Origin of the sequence: Paracoccus sp. (in: a-proteobacteria) (assembly GCF_030538695.1) — a bacterium.
In the GTDB taxonomy this organism is placed as follows: Bacteria; Pseudomonadota; Alphaproteobacteria; order Rhodobacterales; family Rhodobacteraceae; genus Paracoccus.
Genome location: NZ_JAUNTN010000001.1, coordinates 193,966 through 209,744, shown reverse-complemented (window position 1 = coordinate 209,744; position 15,779 = coordinate 193,966). Strand labels below are relative to the sequence as shown.

Below are 15,779 nucleotides of genomic sequence, written 5' to 3'. Positions count from 1 at the left end.
CGCGATTTCACCCGCTTGGGCGGTGACTGTTCCCCGCATGCGCGGGGATGAACCGGGGACATTAGTCCCAATATTTTTTGCCGCAGGCTGTTCCCCGCATGCGCGGGGATGAACCGATCTCCACGCCTCGCTCGCGCCAAACGCTCGGCTGTTCCCCGCATGCGCGGGGATGAACCGGCCGACAATTTGCCGCCGCTGACTGGCGCGGACTGTTCCCCGCATGCGCGGGGATGAACCGGAACAGGGATTTTACCCGATTGGGCGGTGATTCTGTTCCCCGCATGCGCGGGGATGAACCGTGCGGGGCGTAATGGATGCTTTACATGCGCGCCTGTTCCCCGCATGCGCGGGGATGAACCGGTGATCCTGCCCCCGTTTCTGGGGGCGCTCGGCTGTTCCCCGCATGCGCGGGGATGAACCGCGCCACATTGGCCACCTGCCAGAGGCCCCCGACTGTTCCCCGCATGCGCGGGGATGAACCGGACTTGTCGAATAGCCCCGGCGTGTTTCAGATCTGTTCCCCGCATGCGCGGGGATGAACCGGCGGGCTATTCTGTCCGTTATATTGTCGCTGGCTGTTCCCCGCATGCGCGGGGATGAACCGGGTGGTATTCCGCAGATTTTCGCTGAAATGGCTTGTTCCCCGCATGCGCGGGGATGAACCGTGGGTGTTCCCTCTCCTTCTCCCTCTCCTTCTCTGTTCCCCGCATGCGCGGGGATGAACCGCGGCATAGATTTGCCGGGGGGTGGAAAACCACCTGTTCCCCGCATGCGCGGGGATGAACCGGGCGTTCATTGGAAGGACGGTGCGGATATTAACTGTTCCCCGCATGCGCGGGGATGAACCGAGACAGGTCAGAAAACCAATCTGTTTCTGGGTCTGTTCCCCGCATGCGCGGGGATGAACCGAATTTGGCACGGGCGGTGCAATCGTTTTCGACCTGTTCCCCGCATGCGCGGGGATGAACCGGGCGGCATCAGCCTGAAATCCTTCGACGGCACCTGTTCCCCGCATGCGCGGGGATGAACCGAATGGGCCGTTCTGCACATGCTCGGCAACCTTCTGTTCCCCGCATGCGCGGGGATGAACCCTCGATGAGTTCATCCATTTCGACAGCCCCGACCTGTTCCCCGCATGCGCGGGGATGAACCGCCTGCGCCTATGGTCGTGGCGGTGGATTGGGCCTGTTCCCCGCATGCGCGGGGATGAACCGGTGCTCGTGAGGCGGCGGAGCAATACGGATTTCTGTTCCCCGCATGCGCGGGGATGAACCGCGCCTCTGAACCATGCGTGGAAGCGCTCTATCCTGTTCCCCGCATGCGCGGGGATGAACCGGGATAAACACCAGATCGACGCCGGGATTATCACTGTTCCCCGCATGCGCGGGGATGAACCGGGCTGGCCTATCGCGGCCCTGACGGGCTGTGGCTGTTCCCCGCACACGCGGGGATGAACCGCCCACGTCCAGCGCCACGCCGTAACCCAGCAACTGTTCCCCGCACACGCGGGGATGAACCGCGCGAATGGCGAACCATGCTATTGATGAAGCGCTGTTCCCCGCACACGCGGGGATGAACCGGGCCATGACGCGGTGCTTGGGGGCGTAGGCGACTGTTCCCCGCACACGCGGGGATGAACCAAAGTCGCCCCTCGGAACTCCACGGCTGCTCCCCACACAGGGATAAACCAACGCGATGTGCTGTCCGGGTGCGTGGTTGGTTTGATCACGGGGAGGATCTGCACCGTCAGGATAGTGATATGTTGCAGCTATCAGATGCCATCCAAATCATGGCATAACCAGAAACGGCATCGGAATTTCTCTGCCATCAACGGAACGCGCGCCCATCAACAACATCCGAAAACCCCGATGCCGCCCTTTGAGACCTGACCCCGACAGGCTCAGTTATTCTTCACCGCCTCGGCTGTATTCTGGATGAAGGCGATGATTTTGTGCAGGTCGGCTTCTGTCAGTTTGTCGCGGAAGCTGGGCATTCCCATGGGCACGAATGTGTCGCTCAGCACCAGTTCGGGCAGTGCGGCAATCGTGTCATGTGCGGAATAGCCGAGGTTGGGCAGGGCACCGCCGTTATCGACGGCGGGCACGCCATGGCAGAACAGGCATGAGGCGACATAGAGCCTGGCCCCTTCCTCGACGTCGGCCGGGTCATAGGCGACGCCCTCGACGATATGCGCGGCGGGGCGCATGGCCAGTTCCGGCATCGAGGCATCGCCGCCAAGGCGGAAGGTGTAGACACGGCCCGGCCCGGCGACTTCGGTGGCGCGGTTCATCAACCCGTAGATTCCGCCCCAGCCGACGGCGATGGACACATATTGCACCCCGTCCTTTTCCCATGTCGCCGGGGCCGCGACGACTCCGGTGCCGACCGGGGATTGCCACAGCATATCGCCGGTTGTGGCGTCATAGGCAACGAAACGGCCATCCGCGGTGCCCTGAAACACCAGATTGCCCGCCGTGGTCAGGGTGCCGCCATTCCAGGGCGAGACATAATCCACCCGCCAGGCCGGGGCCTGTTTCACCGGGTCCCATGCCAGCAACTGCCCATAGGGCGTGGCCTTGGGCGCGCCGGTGGACAGCAGTTTGCCAAGGTTCCAGCCATTTGCCGACATCGGCGATTCCGGCGTCAGCTGGTCGTGCTGCCAGTCGGGGTCGGGTTGCTGCACGCCCGGCACGCCTTGGGCGGGGATATAGACCAGCCCGGTCTGCGGGTTATAGGACATGGGGTGCCAGTTATGTGCACCAAAGGCCGAGGGGATGGTTTCCCACACCTCGCCGCCGGGCGAGCGTGCCATCGGGTCTTCGATCGGGCGGCCGGTTTCGTCATAGCCACTGGCCCATGTCACCTTGACAAAGGGTTCGGCGGACAGGAACTGGCAATTCGTGCGGTCCACCACAAAGAAAAAGCCGTTCTTGGGGGCGTGCATAAAGACTTTGCGCGTCTCGCCCTGCCATTCGATGTCGGACAGGATGATGTGCTGCGTCGAGGTGTAATCCCAGTTTTCCGCCGGGGTTTCCTGATAGTGGCAGACATATTCCCCGGTATCGGGCCGCAGCGCCACGACGGAACCAAGGTAAAGGTTATCCCCGCCCGCCGGGCTGCGCAGCGCGGCGTTCCACGGGCTGCCATTGCCGACGCCGATATACATCAGGTCAAGGTCGGGATCATAGGCCATCGAATCCCAGACGGTGCCGCCGCCGCCGACCTCCCACCATTTTCCGGCCGGGTCCCATGTTGCGGCGGCGTCCTCCATCGCCTTGCTTTCAAAGGGCTGCGCGGGGTCGCCGGGCACGGTGTAAAAGCGCCAGACCTGATCGCCGCTGGCCGCGTCATAGGCGGTGATATAGCCGCGCACCCCCATTTCCGCGCCGCCATTGCCGATCATCACCTTGCCTTTGTAAACCCGGGGCGCGCCGGTGATGGTATAGCTTTTGTCGCGGTCCTCGATGGTGTCCACCTTCCACAACTGCTGGCCGGTGGCGGCGTCGATGGCGTGCAGCCAGCCGTCGAAGGCGCCGACATAGACCGTGCCATCGTAAACGGCGACACCCCGGTTCACCACGTCGCAACAGCCCTTGGACGCGTATTCATGCGGCACCTTGGGGTCATAGCGCCACAATTCGCGCCCGGTTACGGCGTCGATGGCGTGAACGATGCTCCATGACGATGACACATACATCACGCCGTCCACGATCAGGGGCGTGGCCTCGACCCCGCGACGGGAATCGAGGCTTAGCGACCACGCCAGCCCCAGATCGGCCACATTGCCGGCATTGATCTGATCCAGCTTGGAAAAGCGGGTTTCCTGATAATCCAGCCCATGGCTGGGCCAGTTTTTCGTATCGGCGGCATTGGCGATGATGGCGGCCCCGTCCAGACCGGCCACGGGGTTGCGGGCATCCTGCGCGGATGCGCCGCCCGCCGCCATGGCTGCGATGCAGGCGGCAAGGGTCAGGGAATGTTTGGTCATGTGCTCCTCCCAAAACACAAACGGATGGGCCGCGCGGGTCGGCGCGGCCCGGATATGCGGCGGATCAGACGGCTTCGTTCACCACATGGATCTGGGTGAATTCGTGCAGGCCCTCTTCGGCGAATTCGACGCCGATGCCGGATTGCTTGGCCCCGCCGAAGGGCGCATGGGGGCCAAAGTCGAGATGCTTGTTCACCCATGCCGTGCCGCTTTCCATGCGCAGCGCAATGCCGCGCGCGGTGTCGCGATCACCCCAGACCGAGCCGCCAAGCCCCCAGGGCGAGGCATTGGCGCGCGTCAGCGCATCCTCGGGGTCGGTATAGCGCACGACGGGCAGGATCGGGCCGAACTGTTCCTCGGCCACCAGACGCGAGCTGTCGTCGATGTCGGCCACGATGGTCGGCGCGATGAAATAACCCGCGCCATCCACCGGCTGCCCGCCCGCGACGATGCGGCCATCCTTGCGGGCGTCATCAAGGAAGCCCTTGACCTTTTCATACTGCATCTTGTTTTGCAGCGGGCCGATGGTGGTGCCTTGCTGCAAACCGTCGCCGACCACGGCGTCATTGGCCAGTTTCGCCAGCCGGGCGACCACATCATCATAGATGGAATCGTGGACATAGGCGCGCTTGATCGCCAGACAGACCTGCCCGGCATTCATGAACGCCCCGCCAAAGATACCCGGCGCGACCGTGGCCGGGTCTGCCCCCGGCAGCACGATGGCGGCGTCATTGCCACCCAGTTCCAGCGTCAGCCGTTTCAGCGTATCCGCCGCCGAGGCCATCACCTTGCGCCCCGTCTCGGTCGAGCCGGTGAACGATACCTTGGCCACATCGGGATGGGTGGTCAGTTGCCCGCCCAGATCGTTCAGATCGGTGACGATGTTCACCACGCCGGCGGGAAAGATGTCGGCGGCCAGTTCGCCCAGCTTCAGCGCGGTCAGCGGGGTGGTGGGGGCCGGTTTGATGACCACGGTATTGCCGGCCAGCAGGGCGCAGGGGATCTTGAAGCAGATAATCAGCACCGGAAAGTTCCACGGGATGATCGCGCCGACCACGCCCAACGGCATCCGGTGCTGTTCGATGCGCGTGGTGGCGCTGTCCTCGATCACCTTGACGGGCAGATCCTGCGCGGCCAGTTGCCGGATGAAGACGGTGGAATAGATGATTTCCGCCGTGGCCTCGGCCAGCGGTTTGCCCTGTTCCTGCGTCAGCAGGCGGGCGAATTCATCCTGCCGCGATTCCAGCGCATCGGCCAGCTTCATCAGCATGTCGCGCCGTTCCGTGATCGGGCGCGCGGCCCATGCCGGATAGGCCGCCTTGGCCGCCGCGACTGCCTGATCCATCTGCGCCGCCGATCCGCGCGGGCAGGTGGCCAGAATCTCTTCGGTGGCGGGGTTGATAACGTCCATCGTCGCGTCGCCGGGAACCAGCTTGCCGTCGATCAAAAGGCTGTAGGTCGTCATGCATTCCTCCCTTTAGCTGCATGGCATCGGGGCAGGCTAGGGGGATTTGCCGCCGCAAACTTGGACTTTTCCGCCAAAATGGCCATTTGGGCGGGCTTCTCTTTTGGCGGGGTTGCGATAGTCTGATCCGGCGCGGTGCCGTCTTCCCTTGTGGCCCGCAGAGGAAGGAGCGCAGGGGGCGGACATGCAGTTTGACGCGTGGGGCGACGCGCTGAGGGCGACCTGTGGGTATTTCGACCCGGTTCCTGCCACGCGGCAGAAGGCGGTGAACGGCCATTTTGTCACGCATCGGCTGAACGCGCTGGATGTGGCCGATTTCAGATGCGACATCCGCCAGATCCGGCGCAGCCTGCGCGACATCCGGTCTGATGACCACGAACATCTGTTCCTGCTGGTGCAGGTCGAGGGACGCAGCCTGATCGAAACCGGCGAAACCCGCAGCGTGGTCGAGCCGGGGATGCTGTATCTGCTGGATTCCACCCGGCCTTTGACCATCGCCTATGACGGGGGCGTGTCTCATGCGCTGTCGGTGCATCTGCCGCGCGCGGCGGTGCTGGCGGGGGCCGTTCCGGCGCTGCGCGTGGGCACCGCGATTGACGCCGGCAGCCCGGCGGCGCGGCTGTTGCAGCGGCAGATCACCGGGCTGATCGGTGGCAAGGTGGCTGCGGCGGCGGCGGCACGTGCGGGGGCGGGCGACCCGGATCAGATGTTCGATCTGGTCCGGCTGGCGTTTCACCCCGGCGGTGCTGGCCAGCCTGTGACGGGTCTGCGCGGCGCCACCCGCTTTGCGCTGGCCATGCGCGCCATTGAAACCCATGTGACCCACCCGGATCTGTCGCTGCCCTGGCTGGCCGCGCGCCTTGGCATATCGCCGCGTCAACTGGAGCGTGACTTCAGCGCCCATGACACCAGCTTTGTGCGCGCGCTGCGCCGCCAGCGGCTGAAACTGTTTGCCGAACTGGCGCGGATCGCCAGCCGGCGCGGCCAAAGACCGCAGATCACCGACATCGCGCTGGCCTCGGGGTTTCGGGATATTTCCAATTTCAACCGGGCGTTCCGGTCTGAATACGGCCAGACGCCGCGCCGGTTCATGGAAGCCGCGTCACGATCACCACGCGCCCCGCGGGCCGGGTGACGGGCGGCAAGGTCAGGTCGCCGGGGTCAGCCCTGCTGATGCCGGACGGTTGCTTCGGCGGACAGTGCGGCGGTCAGGGCCGGGGCCATGCCGCCCCATCGCTGCGCGACTGCCCCGTCTCCGCCCGCCTGAAAGCTGCGCCAGACCTCGGGCGCGCTGATCGTGCCGAACCATGCCACACCGTCCGGTGATCTTGGGGTCAGCAGCAGCTCGGTTTCGGTAATGCGGCCCTTGACGATGGCCGGGCCGGTGCTGACGGCGAAATCGCGGCGGCTGTGGTGAACCGGCAGATCATCGGGAAAATCACGGCGCGCGGCCCAGAACGGCGCATCGGCAAAGCGGGTTTCCGCGCGGATGAAGTCGCGCCCGATGCGGGCCTGCCGGGTGGCGGTGTCCTGCGCGCGGGCGGACAGAAAACGGTGACAGATCGCCGTGGCCTGCGGATCGTCGCTCAGGGTGCGGCGCACGGCTGCCGCCGCCAGTGCCGAGGACACCGCCCAGAACTGCCCGTGCCCGGACAGCGGGTCCATTGCGGCGGCGGCATCCCCGATGCGCAGGTGGCGCAGATCCTGTTGCGCAGTCGCAAGGCGGGGCGCGGCCTCGCGCAGGATGGGGGCGGATGACAGCGGCCCGGCGGCGGCGCTCAGCCGTGCGACGGGGGTGCCGTGACCGGCGGCATCGGTGACGAACTGCGCCCAGACCCGGCCATCGGGCAAGGCCGCGCGCCACAGCCAGCCATCGGGCCGGGCGCTGACCTGCACGCCGGGTGCATCGGCCGCCGCCAGCAGCCAGCCCGCCAGAGCCACGGTCGCAGGCGCGCGGCCAGCGGCGGCGCGTGGTGCCCCGGCGCGACCACGCGCATCCAGCAGCCAGTCGCAGGTCAGCACCCGGCCATCGTCCAGCGTCACGTCGCCGCCATCGGCACGCGCCGCCGCCCGGATCAGCCGCGCCCCTGCCTGTTCGGCCATGGCCCGCAGATGCCGGTCCAGCGCGGCGCGTTCGACGACATATTCCGCATTGCCCCCGGCGATCCCGCCCCAGTCCACCTGCCGGGGCAGGGGGCCGGTCACGCCGTGAAAACCCGCCAACAGCCCTTGCCCGGACAGCCAGCGGTGCAGGCGCGGGCTTAGCCCCTCGATCCGGGCGGGCGTGCGGTCGGGGTCGATCAGCGCGACCGACAGCCCGTCACGCGCCGCCAGCCAAGCCGATACCGCGCCCGCCGGACCACCGCCGATAATCACCATGTCTTGCCGCAGGGTCATGTCGCCTTTCGCAGGATGGCGCGGATTTTGGCAGCCTGCCTGCCGCATCGCAGCAACGGCTTGGCATTTTCGGCCAGCATCGGCGTCTGCGACAGAAGGTCGCAACTTTGGCCGGAAATGACAAGAATGTAACGGTTTCTTCCGCTTGCCTTGGGCTGACATGACCCGGTTTCCGACGCCGGGCACAGCCAGCCAAGGGAAGGCCCGCTATGCACACCCGTTTGACGACCCTTGCCGTGGTCGCTGCCTGCTCTGCCCTGACATCTGTGGCCCATGCCGCCAGCGGCGAAGAAATCGTCAGCACCCTGTGTGGTGCCTGCCATGAACAGACGGCAACCGGCTGGGACCGGATCGACAGCGTGCGCAAGACGCCCGAGGGCTGGGACATGACGGTGCGGCGCATGATCCACAATTTCCATATCGGTGGCGTGTCAGATGACGAGATTGCCGCCGTCGTCGCCTATCTGTCCGATACGCAGGGGCTGAGCGTCGCAGAGACGCAGGGCCGCCGCTATATTCTTGAGCGCGAGCCGGTGGCCAGCGACCAAGGCCCGACCGAACAGATGACCCAGACCTGTGGCCGCTGCCATTCCTATGCCCGCGTCGAATTGCAGCGCCGCACGCCCGAGGATTGGGCCAAGCTGGTGCATTTCCACCTGGGTCAGTTCCCGACGCTGGAATATCAGGCTCTGGCGCGGGATCGCGACTGGTGGGGGCTGGCGCAATCCGAGATCATTCCGTGGCTGGCCGAACATTACCCGCTGGGTCAGGCACCCGCGCCCTATGCGGGCGATCCGGCGGGCGATTATATCGTCGCTGGTCATCAGCCGGGGCGCGGCGATTATCGCGGCACCATGACCGTCACCGGCCCGCGCGAGGGGATGGAGGTCACGATGGCGCTGACCTATGCCGATGGCGCGCAGGCCGAATATACGGGCCGCGCGCATATCCTTGGGGCCGGGGAATGGCGCGGCACCCTGGGCGGGGCGGATGGCGATATTCATCAGGTTCTGGCGGTTGGTCCCGATGGGCGGCTGGACGGGCGCTGGTTTCTGGCGGCGCAGGATGTGACCGGAGGCCGGATCAGCGCGGTGCGGGCCGATCACCCGCCGGTCGTGCTGGCCGCGCAGCCCGCCATGCTGCGCATCGGGCAGCCTGCCGAAATCCGCATCAGCGGCACCGGCCTGTCGGATCAGGTCACGGCGCCCGAAGGCGTGACCGTCGATTCGGTGACGCAGGATGCGGGCGGCGTCACGCTGACGCTGGCGGCGGCGGAACCCGGCCCGATCACGCTGGACATCGCGGGCCAGCCGGTCGCTCTGGTTGCTTATGAGCGGCTGGACCGCATCTCGATCATCCCGGATGTGGCCATGTCGCGCATCGGCGGCGGGGGCGGGGCGATTCCGAAAACTCCGGCGCAGTTTCAGGCCATGGGCTGGCTGAACGGGCCAGATGGTCAGCCCGGAACCGATGATGACGTGGCCGTGGGGATTGTCCCCGCCGCGTGGTCCATCGCCCCCTGGTCCGGGGAAGCGGCCAGGATGCAGGATGACAAATACGCCGGCGTGATCGACCAGACCGGGCTGTTCACCCCCGCCGATGCCGGGCCAAACCCGGAACGGCCGATGATGACCAATAACGTCGGCGATCTGCGGGTGATCGCCACCGTCGAACAAGACCCGCCGCTGACCGCCGAAGCGCATCTTTATGCGACGGTGCAGCGGTTCGTCGATGCCCCGATCCGCTGAGGTGCCGCCATGGGAATGCTGAAACTGATCCGGGAAAATGCGCATCGGGTGGATGTGGACGGCCACGCCATGCTGATGCATGTTCCCTCGACCTCGCTGTTCGAACTCGATCCGGTGGCGCGCGATCTTTACGACCTGTCGCGCGGGGTCGAGGCGTTCGACGCCGACAGCCTGCGCGCGGCACTGGGCCACCACGGGCCGGATGCGCTGGCCGATTGTGTCAAGTCGTTCATGGCGCTGGATATTCTGCGCGATGCCGCAGATGCAGGCACACCGCGCGCCATCGTGCAGGTCGAGGATATTCCGCTGTCCACGATCATTCTGAACGTGAACACCGGCTGCAATCTGGCCTGCACCTATTGCTATAAAGAGGATCTGGCGGTCCCGTCCAAGGGCGAAAAGATGTCCTTCGACACCGCCCGCGCCAGCGTTGAATTGTTGCTGAAACAGGCCGCCGGGCGCGACCGGGTGAACATCGTATTCTTTGGCGGCGAGCCTTTGTCGAACATGCCGCTGATCCGGCAGGTGGTCGAATGGGCCGGGCCGCGCGCGGCGGAACTGGGCAAGGTGGCGGATTTCTCGCTGACCACCAATGCCACGCTGCTGACGCCGGAACTGGCCGATTGGTTCGACGCGCATCGCTTTGCCCTGACAGTCAGTATGGACGGGCCAAAGGCGCTGCACGATACCAACCGCAAGACGGTGGGCGGCAAGGGCACCTATGATCTGGTGGCGCGCAATGTGCGGATGCTGCTGTCGCGCTATCGCGCGCGTCCGGTGGGGGCGCGGGTCACGCTGACGCGCGGCGTTACCGATGTGATCGCCATTCACGACCACCTGAAAGACGATCTGGGCTTTGCCGAGGTCGGCTTTGGCCCGGCCACATCTGGCCCGATTTCGGTGTTCAATCTGGACAGCGCGGCGCTGAAACAGGCGTTCGAGGATATGAAAACCCTTGGCCGCCGCTATGTCGAGGCCGCCTGCCGCGGCGAGAATATCGGCTTTTCCAACATGCACCAGTTGCTGACCGATATTGCGCAGGGCACCAAAAAGGCCGTGCCCTGCGGGGCCGGTCTGGGGATGCTGGCGGTGGACCGCGTGGGCGATCTGCACCTGTGTCACCGCTTTGTCGGCTCGGGTCAGCCGACCTATGGCAATGTCGCGGACGGGATCGACGTGCCGAAACTGGCGGCCTTTGTCGAAAAGGCGCAGGACCGCAGCGGCATGGGCTGCACCACCTGCCGCATCCGCGCGATCTGCGCGGGCGGCTGTTACCACGAATCCTATGCGCGGCAGGGCGACCCTTTCGCGCCGGTCTATCACTACTGCGATCTGATGCGCGACTGGGTGGATTTCGGCATCGAATCCTATGTCCGCATCATGCAGGCCAACCCGTCCTTCTTTCGCACCCAGCTTGCGCCGCGCACCCGCCCCGCACAGGAGGTTATCCAATGAAGCACCTGACCCCCGCCAATGCCAAAGCCAAAGCACTGGCCGAGGCCGAGGCCGAAGGCCGCGCCGATGAGGTCGTGGCGATGAACAGCCTTGTCGGCTGCACCACATCCTTTGATCCGGGGTGGGAGGTGGACGCCTTTGGCGCCCTGTCCAACCTGTGCCAGCCGATGGAGGCCGACCTGTATGGCTGCGCCGATCCCTGCTGGTGGCCCGCACAGGTGGCCGACACGCTGAACACCTATCCCGACTGGGGCGCAGATGCCGCCGATCCCGTCACCAACTGGCGCAACCTGCAATCCGTTTTCCCGCAGAAAGGCTGATCCGATGCGTATGCTGTTTCCCCTGATCGCGGGCATGGCGCTGGCCGGTCCGGCCATGTCGGGCGAATATCTGCTGGCCCCGATCCGGCCTGACAAGCTGGTCGTGGTCGATGCCGGCAAGATGGCCGTGGACAAGGTGATCGAACTGCCCGCCGGATCAGGTCCGATGGCGGCGGTGCCGGTAGTCTCGCCCGATGGCCGCACCGCCTATGTCAACGTGAACCGCACCGAAAGCCTGCTGAAAGTCGATCTGATGACCGGCGAAACGCTGGCTCGTGTCGATATGTCCACCGATGATGAGCGGGTCAAAAGCCTGTTCGGCGTGGCGCTGTCGCCCGATGGCGCGACGCTGGCGGTCTATCAATCGCCGGTGCGGATGCTGGCTTCGGAATTTCAGGTCCAGCCGACGCGGATCGCCCTGTATGACACCGCCACGATGACGCTGCGCAGCACCTTTCCCGCGCCGCGTCAGATCACCCTGATGGCATGGTCCACCGATGGCAGCCGCATCTTTGGGCTGGGGCGCGACCTTTACAGCTTTGACCCGGCCAGCGGCGAACAGCTTGAGGCGCAACCGGTTCATAGCTGGAGGGCCGATGATTACACCCTGCCCGACGTACTGGCCGTCTGGAGCCAGTATGAAACCAGCAACCGGCTGGTGACGCCCTTTTATATGGCGCGCAAGGATGGTGCCGCCGATGATCCCGAAACCTTTCGCACCGGCCTGCTGACGCTGGATCTGGACAGCGGCCAGCTGGATATGCGCGATGTGCGGGCGATGGACGTGTTCTATTTCTCGACCGCATCGAACCCCGACCGGACGCGGATTTACGGCGCCTATAACGTGCTGGAATCCTTTGATGCCATCAAGGGCGAGCCGATCCGGCGGGTCTCGCTGCCGCACAGCTATTATTCGGTGAACGTCTCGCATGATGGCAGCACCGTCTGGCTGGGCGGGGCGCTGTCGGATCTGGCGGCCTATGACGCCGAAACGCTGGAAAAAAAGGGGCAGGTCGATTTGCCCGGCGGGGTCTCGATGTCGTTGTCCAGCGTGCGGATGTTTCAGCGGGATGACGGATGATCCGAGTCGGCGTCGTTGACAGCGGCGGGCCAGAGCAGGCAATCGGCGAGGGCCGCGCCTTTCTGGCTGACGGGTCCACTTCGCCCCAGACGCCCGATGCCCTGGGGCATGGCACGGCGGTCGCGGGGATCATTTCCCGCGCCTGCCCTGCGGCCCATATCATTCACGCGCAGGTGTTTCACGACCGCCCGCTGACCAGTGCCGTGCGGGTGGCGGCGGCGCTGCGCTGGCTGGCGGGGCTGCCCGATCCGCCCCGGCTGATCTGTCTGAGCCTTGGCCTGCGCGAAGATCGTGCCGCCCTGCGCACCGCCGTTCAGTCGATCCTGCGCCCCGGCCTGCTGCTGGTGGCCGCTCATCCGGCACAGGGCGCGCCTTGTTTTCCGGCGGCCTATCCCGGCGTCATCGCCGCGACCGGGGATGCGCGCTGTGGGTGGGATCAGATTTCCGCGCTTGGACCGGCGCTGTTTGGCGCATGGTGCGATTCCCCCGAACACCGCCCCGGCGGCATTGGCGGTGCCAGTCTGGGCGCGGCGCGGCTGGCCGGGCATCTGGCCGCGATGCTGGCGGCGGGCGAGATGGTTGACGATGTTGCCGCCGCCACCGGGCTGCTGACCCGGCGAGCCAGCTTTCACGGTGCGGAAAGGCGCGGCTGATGCGGGCGCGGCTGTCCCGCTGGCTGACGCGCGGGCTGTTTCAGGGCGTGGCGGGCGGCTGGATGCCGCCGGTCGTCGCGCGCACGCTGCCGGCTGCGGCGGTGGTGCTGGCCAGTTCGCTGATCGCGGCGGGTGTGGGGCTGATGCTGCCGTTGCTGACCAAGCAGGTCATAGATCAGGGGATCATGGCCCGCGACATGCCCGCGCTGCTGCGGTGGTCGGCGCTTGCCTTTGTGCTGGGGCTGCTGAGCGTCGCGCTGGGGATGGTCAATTCGCTGCTGCATTTGCGGGCCTCGGCGCGGATGCTGGCTGATCTGCGGCTGACCGTCACCGATGCGGCGATGGCGCGCGATCCGGCCCAGCCAGACCTGCCGCTGGGCGAGGCGATGACCCGGCTGGACGGCGATTGCGCCACGATCCAGAGCTTTGCCTTTGACAGTGTGCTGGTGGCGGTGGGGGCGCTGTTCCGGCTGGTCGGAGGGCTTGGCCTGATGCTGGCGCTGGATTGGCGGCTGGCGCTGCTGCCTGCGGTTTTTGCGCCGCTGGAACTGGCCTTTCTGTCGCGCGCCCGGCGGCGCACGCAGGCGCTGGCCGAGCAGAGCCGAGGCCTGCGCGGCGATCTGTCGTCGCTGCTGGCGGAAAACCTGTCCGCGGCACCCATGCTGCGCGCGATGGGGGCGGTGGGCGCGCGGCAGGCCGATCTGGCGCAGGTGCAGCGGTTGCAGATCGGCCAGCTGCTGCGGCAGCGGCTGTGGGGCGAAACCGTCGGCGCGGTCAGCCAGATCCTTGCGGCGCTGACCCGCGCGGCGGTGCTGCTGATCGGGGGCTGGCTGGTCATCCGGGGCGAGTGGCAGATCGGCACGCTGGTCGCCTTTCTGGCCTATGCCGGGATGCTGTCCGGCCCGCTGCGCAATCTGCTGGGGCTGTATCACGCGCAGGCGATGGCGCGGGTGGCGATGGGGCGGCTGGATGGCGTTGTCTCTGCCGCGCGTCCCGGTCATGGCGATGACCCGCTGCCGGGCGCTCTGGTGTTTTGCGGCGCGCGGGCGGTGGGGGCTTTGCACGCGCCGGTGACGGCCACGATCCTGCCGGGCAGCCGCGTGCTGATCGACGGGCCATCGGGGATCGGCAAATCGCGGCTGCTGGCGCTGGCCAGCCGCGCCGCGCCGCTGGAACAGGGGGCCGTCACGCTGGGCGGGGTCGATGTCACGACCCTGCGCCCCGATGCGCTGGCAGATCACATCACCCATCTGGATCAGCGGCCCGCCGTGCTGCGCGGCAGCATCGGCGACAACCTGCGCCTTGCGGCACCCGATGCCGATGACGACAGGCTGTGGCGCGCGCTGCGGGTGGCTGATCTGGCCGATTGGGCGCAGGCGGCCGGGGGGCTGAGCGCGGCGGTGGCCGAAACCGGGGCCAATCTGTCGGGCGGGATGCGGCAAAAGATTGCGTTGGCCCGCGCAGTGCTGCGCCCGGCTCGCATCATGATCTTTGACGAAAGTTTTTCCGAGCTTGACCAATCAAGCTGCCGCCGCATTCTGGCCGCCCTTGACGCCGCACTGGCGGATCGCGTGCGCATCTTCATCGCCCATGCCGGCCCCGTCCGCGAAGGGCGGTTCGATCAGCGGATCACGCTTTCCTCCAGCGCGCCCGAGCGGCGCAATTCCCGCGGGGGCACCCCATACCAGCGGGCGAATGCCCGCGAAAAGGCGGTCTGGTCGGAATAGCCCAGCAACAGCGCGATTTCCGACAAGGGCCGGTCCGAACGGGTCAGCAGCGCATAACCCTGCATCCGGCGGCAGTTTTCCATGATCTCGCTGAAGCTGCTGCCCTGTGCGGCCAGACCGCGCCGCAGGCTGCGTTCAGATATGCCAAGGGCGTCGGCGGTATCGGCCTGCGAGGCGGGGCCGTGGCCGATGCGTTGCAGGATGTGGCTGTAAACCCGCGCCGACAAATCGGTGTCGCTGCGCTGCCGCCGCAGGGCCTGTTCAAGCTGCCGCCAGCTTGCGGTGTAATCGTCATGCCGCGCCACGACGGGCCGGTTCGACAGGGCCGAGACCGCCAGCCGCAGGCGGTTTTCATCGCGGCCAAAGGCTGGCGCGACGCCAAGATGCTGGACCAGATCGCGGGTTGCGCCATCCGGTTCGTGTTCAAAGCTGACGCCAAGAACAGCATCGCGGCTGATGCCAAAGCGGGCGCAGATGCCCCGGATCAGCCCCAGCGACAGTTCCGCATCGGCCCGGCGCGGCCAGATATGCGGGTCCAGCACGCGATAGGAAACATGGGCTTCGTGATCCATGATGCTCAATTCGACGCTGGTGTTCGATTGCAGCAGCGGAAAGCCATGCGCAAAGGTTTTCAGCGCCTCGCCCAGATTGCGGCTGTTGCCGATGGCTTGGCCCAGTTGCGACAGCGATTCCAGTTGCATCGCCTCTCCGCTGCGCCAGGCATCGGCGGTGGGCCGGTGGCGGCGCTCGTTTTCCATTAGTTGGGTAAAGCTGGACAGGGGCATGTGGGTGGTGCCCGCCGCTTCCAGCGGCAAGCCCAAAATCGGCACCGCAATCGCGCTGCGTATCCAGCTTGTCTGCATCCCCGGTCTCCCGTCAGGGGGGCGATTTCACCCGCCCCGTTGGTTTTTCCGGGCAGTCTAGCACAGACGGTCAGGGGGGCTT

General features: G+C 66.2%; 11 protein-coding genes and 1 CRISPR repeat array. Of the genes, 7 read left to right on the top strand and 4 right to left on the bottom strand.

What is annotated here, in order from left to right; all coding sequences use genetic code 11:
• Window positions 1–26: 26 nt before the first annotated feature.
• Window positions 27–1,641: a CRISPR direct-repeat array (repeat unit 29 nt; unit sequence CTGTTCCCCGCATGCGCGGGGATGAACCG).
• Between the two features lie 259 nt (window positions 1,642–1,900).
• The gene (locus Q4G24_RS00980; RefSeq protein WP_303364623.1) at window positions 1,901–3,988 is read right to left on the bottom strand and encodes a PQQ-dependent dehydrogenase, methanol/ethanol family; all 2,088 of its coding nucleotides are present in this window, start codon (window positions 3,986–3,988) and stop codon (window positions 1,901–1,903) included.
• A gap of 64 nt (window positions 3,989–4,052) precedes the next feature.
• Window positions 4,053–5,453, bottom strand: a complete 1,401-nt coding sequence (locus Q4G24_RS00975) for an aldehyde dehydrogenase family protein (protein ID WP_303364622.1) — start codon at window positions 5,451–5,453, stop codon at window positions 4,053–4,055.
• 184 nt (window positions 5,454–5,637) lie between these two features.
• Here Q4G24_RS00975 and Q4G24_RS00970 point away from each other — a divergent pair, with 184 nt between their 5' ends.
• Window positions 5,638–6,588, top strand: coding sequence for a helix-turn-helix domain-containing protein (locus Q4G24_RS00970; RefSeq protein ID WP_303364621.1), 951 nt, complete (start codon window positions 5,638–5,640; stop codon window positions 6,586–6,588).
• A 26-nt stretch (window positions 6,589–6,614) separates the two neighbouring features.
• Here the strand turns inward: Q4G24_RS00970 and Q4G24_RS00965 are convergent, their stop codons facing one another.
• Window positions 6,615–7,850: an NAD(P)/FAD-dependent oxidoreductase gene (locus tag Q4G24_RS00965; RefSeq protein ID WP_303364620.1), complete on the bottom strand. Its 1,236-nt coding sequence runs from the start codon at window positions 7,848–7,850 to the stop codon at window positions 6,615–6,617.
• Between the two features lie 209 nt (window positions 7,851–8,059).
• On the opposite strand from Q4G24_RS00965, the gene peaA reads away from it, so the two are divergent.
• From peaA to Q4G24_RS00935, 6 genes are read left to right on the top strand one after another with little or no spacing between them, the layout of a single operon-like run.
• Window positions 8,060–9,598, top strand: a complete 1,539-nt coding sequence (gene peaA / locus Q4G24_RS00960) for a quinohemoprotein amine dehydrogenase subunit alpha (RefSeq protein WP_303364619.1) — start codon at window positions 8,060–8,062, stop codon at window positions 9,596–9,598.
• A gap of 9 nt (window positions 9,599–9,607) precedes the next feature.
• Window positions 9,608–11,053: a quinohemoprotein amine dehydrogenase maturation protein gene (gene peaB, locus Q4G24_RS00955; protein WP_303364618.1), complete on the top strand. Its 1,446-nt coding sequence runs from the start codon at window positions 9,608–9,610 to the stop codon at window positions 11,051–11,053.
• Window positions 11,050–11,373 (top strand): quinohemoprotein amine dehydrogenase subunit gamma, encoded by a 324-nt coding sequence (qhpC, locus tag Q4G24_RS00950; protein ID WP_303364617.1) that lies wholly within the window; start codon window positions 11,050–11,052, stop codon window positions 11,371–11,373. The genes peaB and qhpC overlap by 4 nt, the downstream gene beginning before the upstream one ends.
• A gap of 4 nt (window positions 11,374–11,377) precedes the next feature.
• Window positions 11,378–12,454: a quinohemoprotein amine dehydrogenase subunit beta gene (peaD, locus tag Q4G24_RS00945; protein WP_303364616.1), complete on the top strand. Its 1,077-nt coding sequence runs from the start codon at window positions 11,378–11,380 to the stop codon at window positions 12,452–12,454.
• Entirely contained in the window at window positions 12,451–13,107 is a 657-nt protein-coding gene (locus Q4G24_RS00940; protein ID WP_303364615.1) for a S8 family serine peptidase, read from the top strand. The genes peaD and Q4G24_RS00940 overlap by 4 nt, the downstream gene beginning before the upstream one ends.
• Window positions 13,107–14,834, top strand: a complete 1,728-nt coding sequence (locus Q4G24_RS00935) for an ABC transporter ATP-binding protein (RefSeq protein WP_303364614.1) — start codon at window positions 13,107–13,109, stop codon at window positions 14,832–14,834. Before Q4G24_RS00940 ends, Q4G24_RS00935 begins: the two co-directional genes overlap by 1 nt.
• On the opposite strand, the gene Q4G24_RS00930 is transcribed toward Q4G24_RS00935, so the two are convergent.
• The gene (locus tag Q4G24_RS00930) at window positions 14,729–15,697 is read right to left on the bottom strand and encodes an AraC family transcriptional regulator (protein ID WP_303364613.1); all 969 of its coding nucleotides are present in this window, start codon (window positions 15,695–15,697) and stop codon (window positions 14,729–14,731) included. The two genes, Q4G24_RS00935 and Q4G24_RS00930, sit on opposite strands and share 106 nt — an antisense overlap.
• Window positions 15,698–15,779 lie beyond the last annotated feature (82 nt).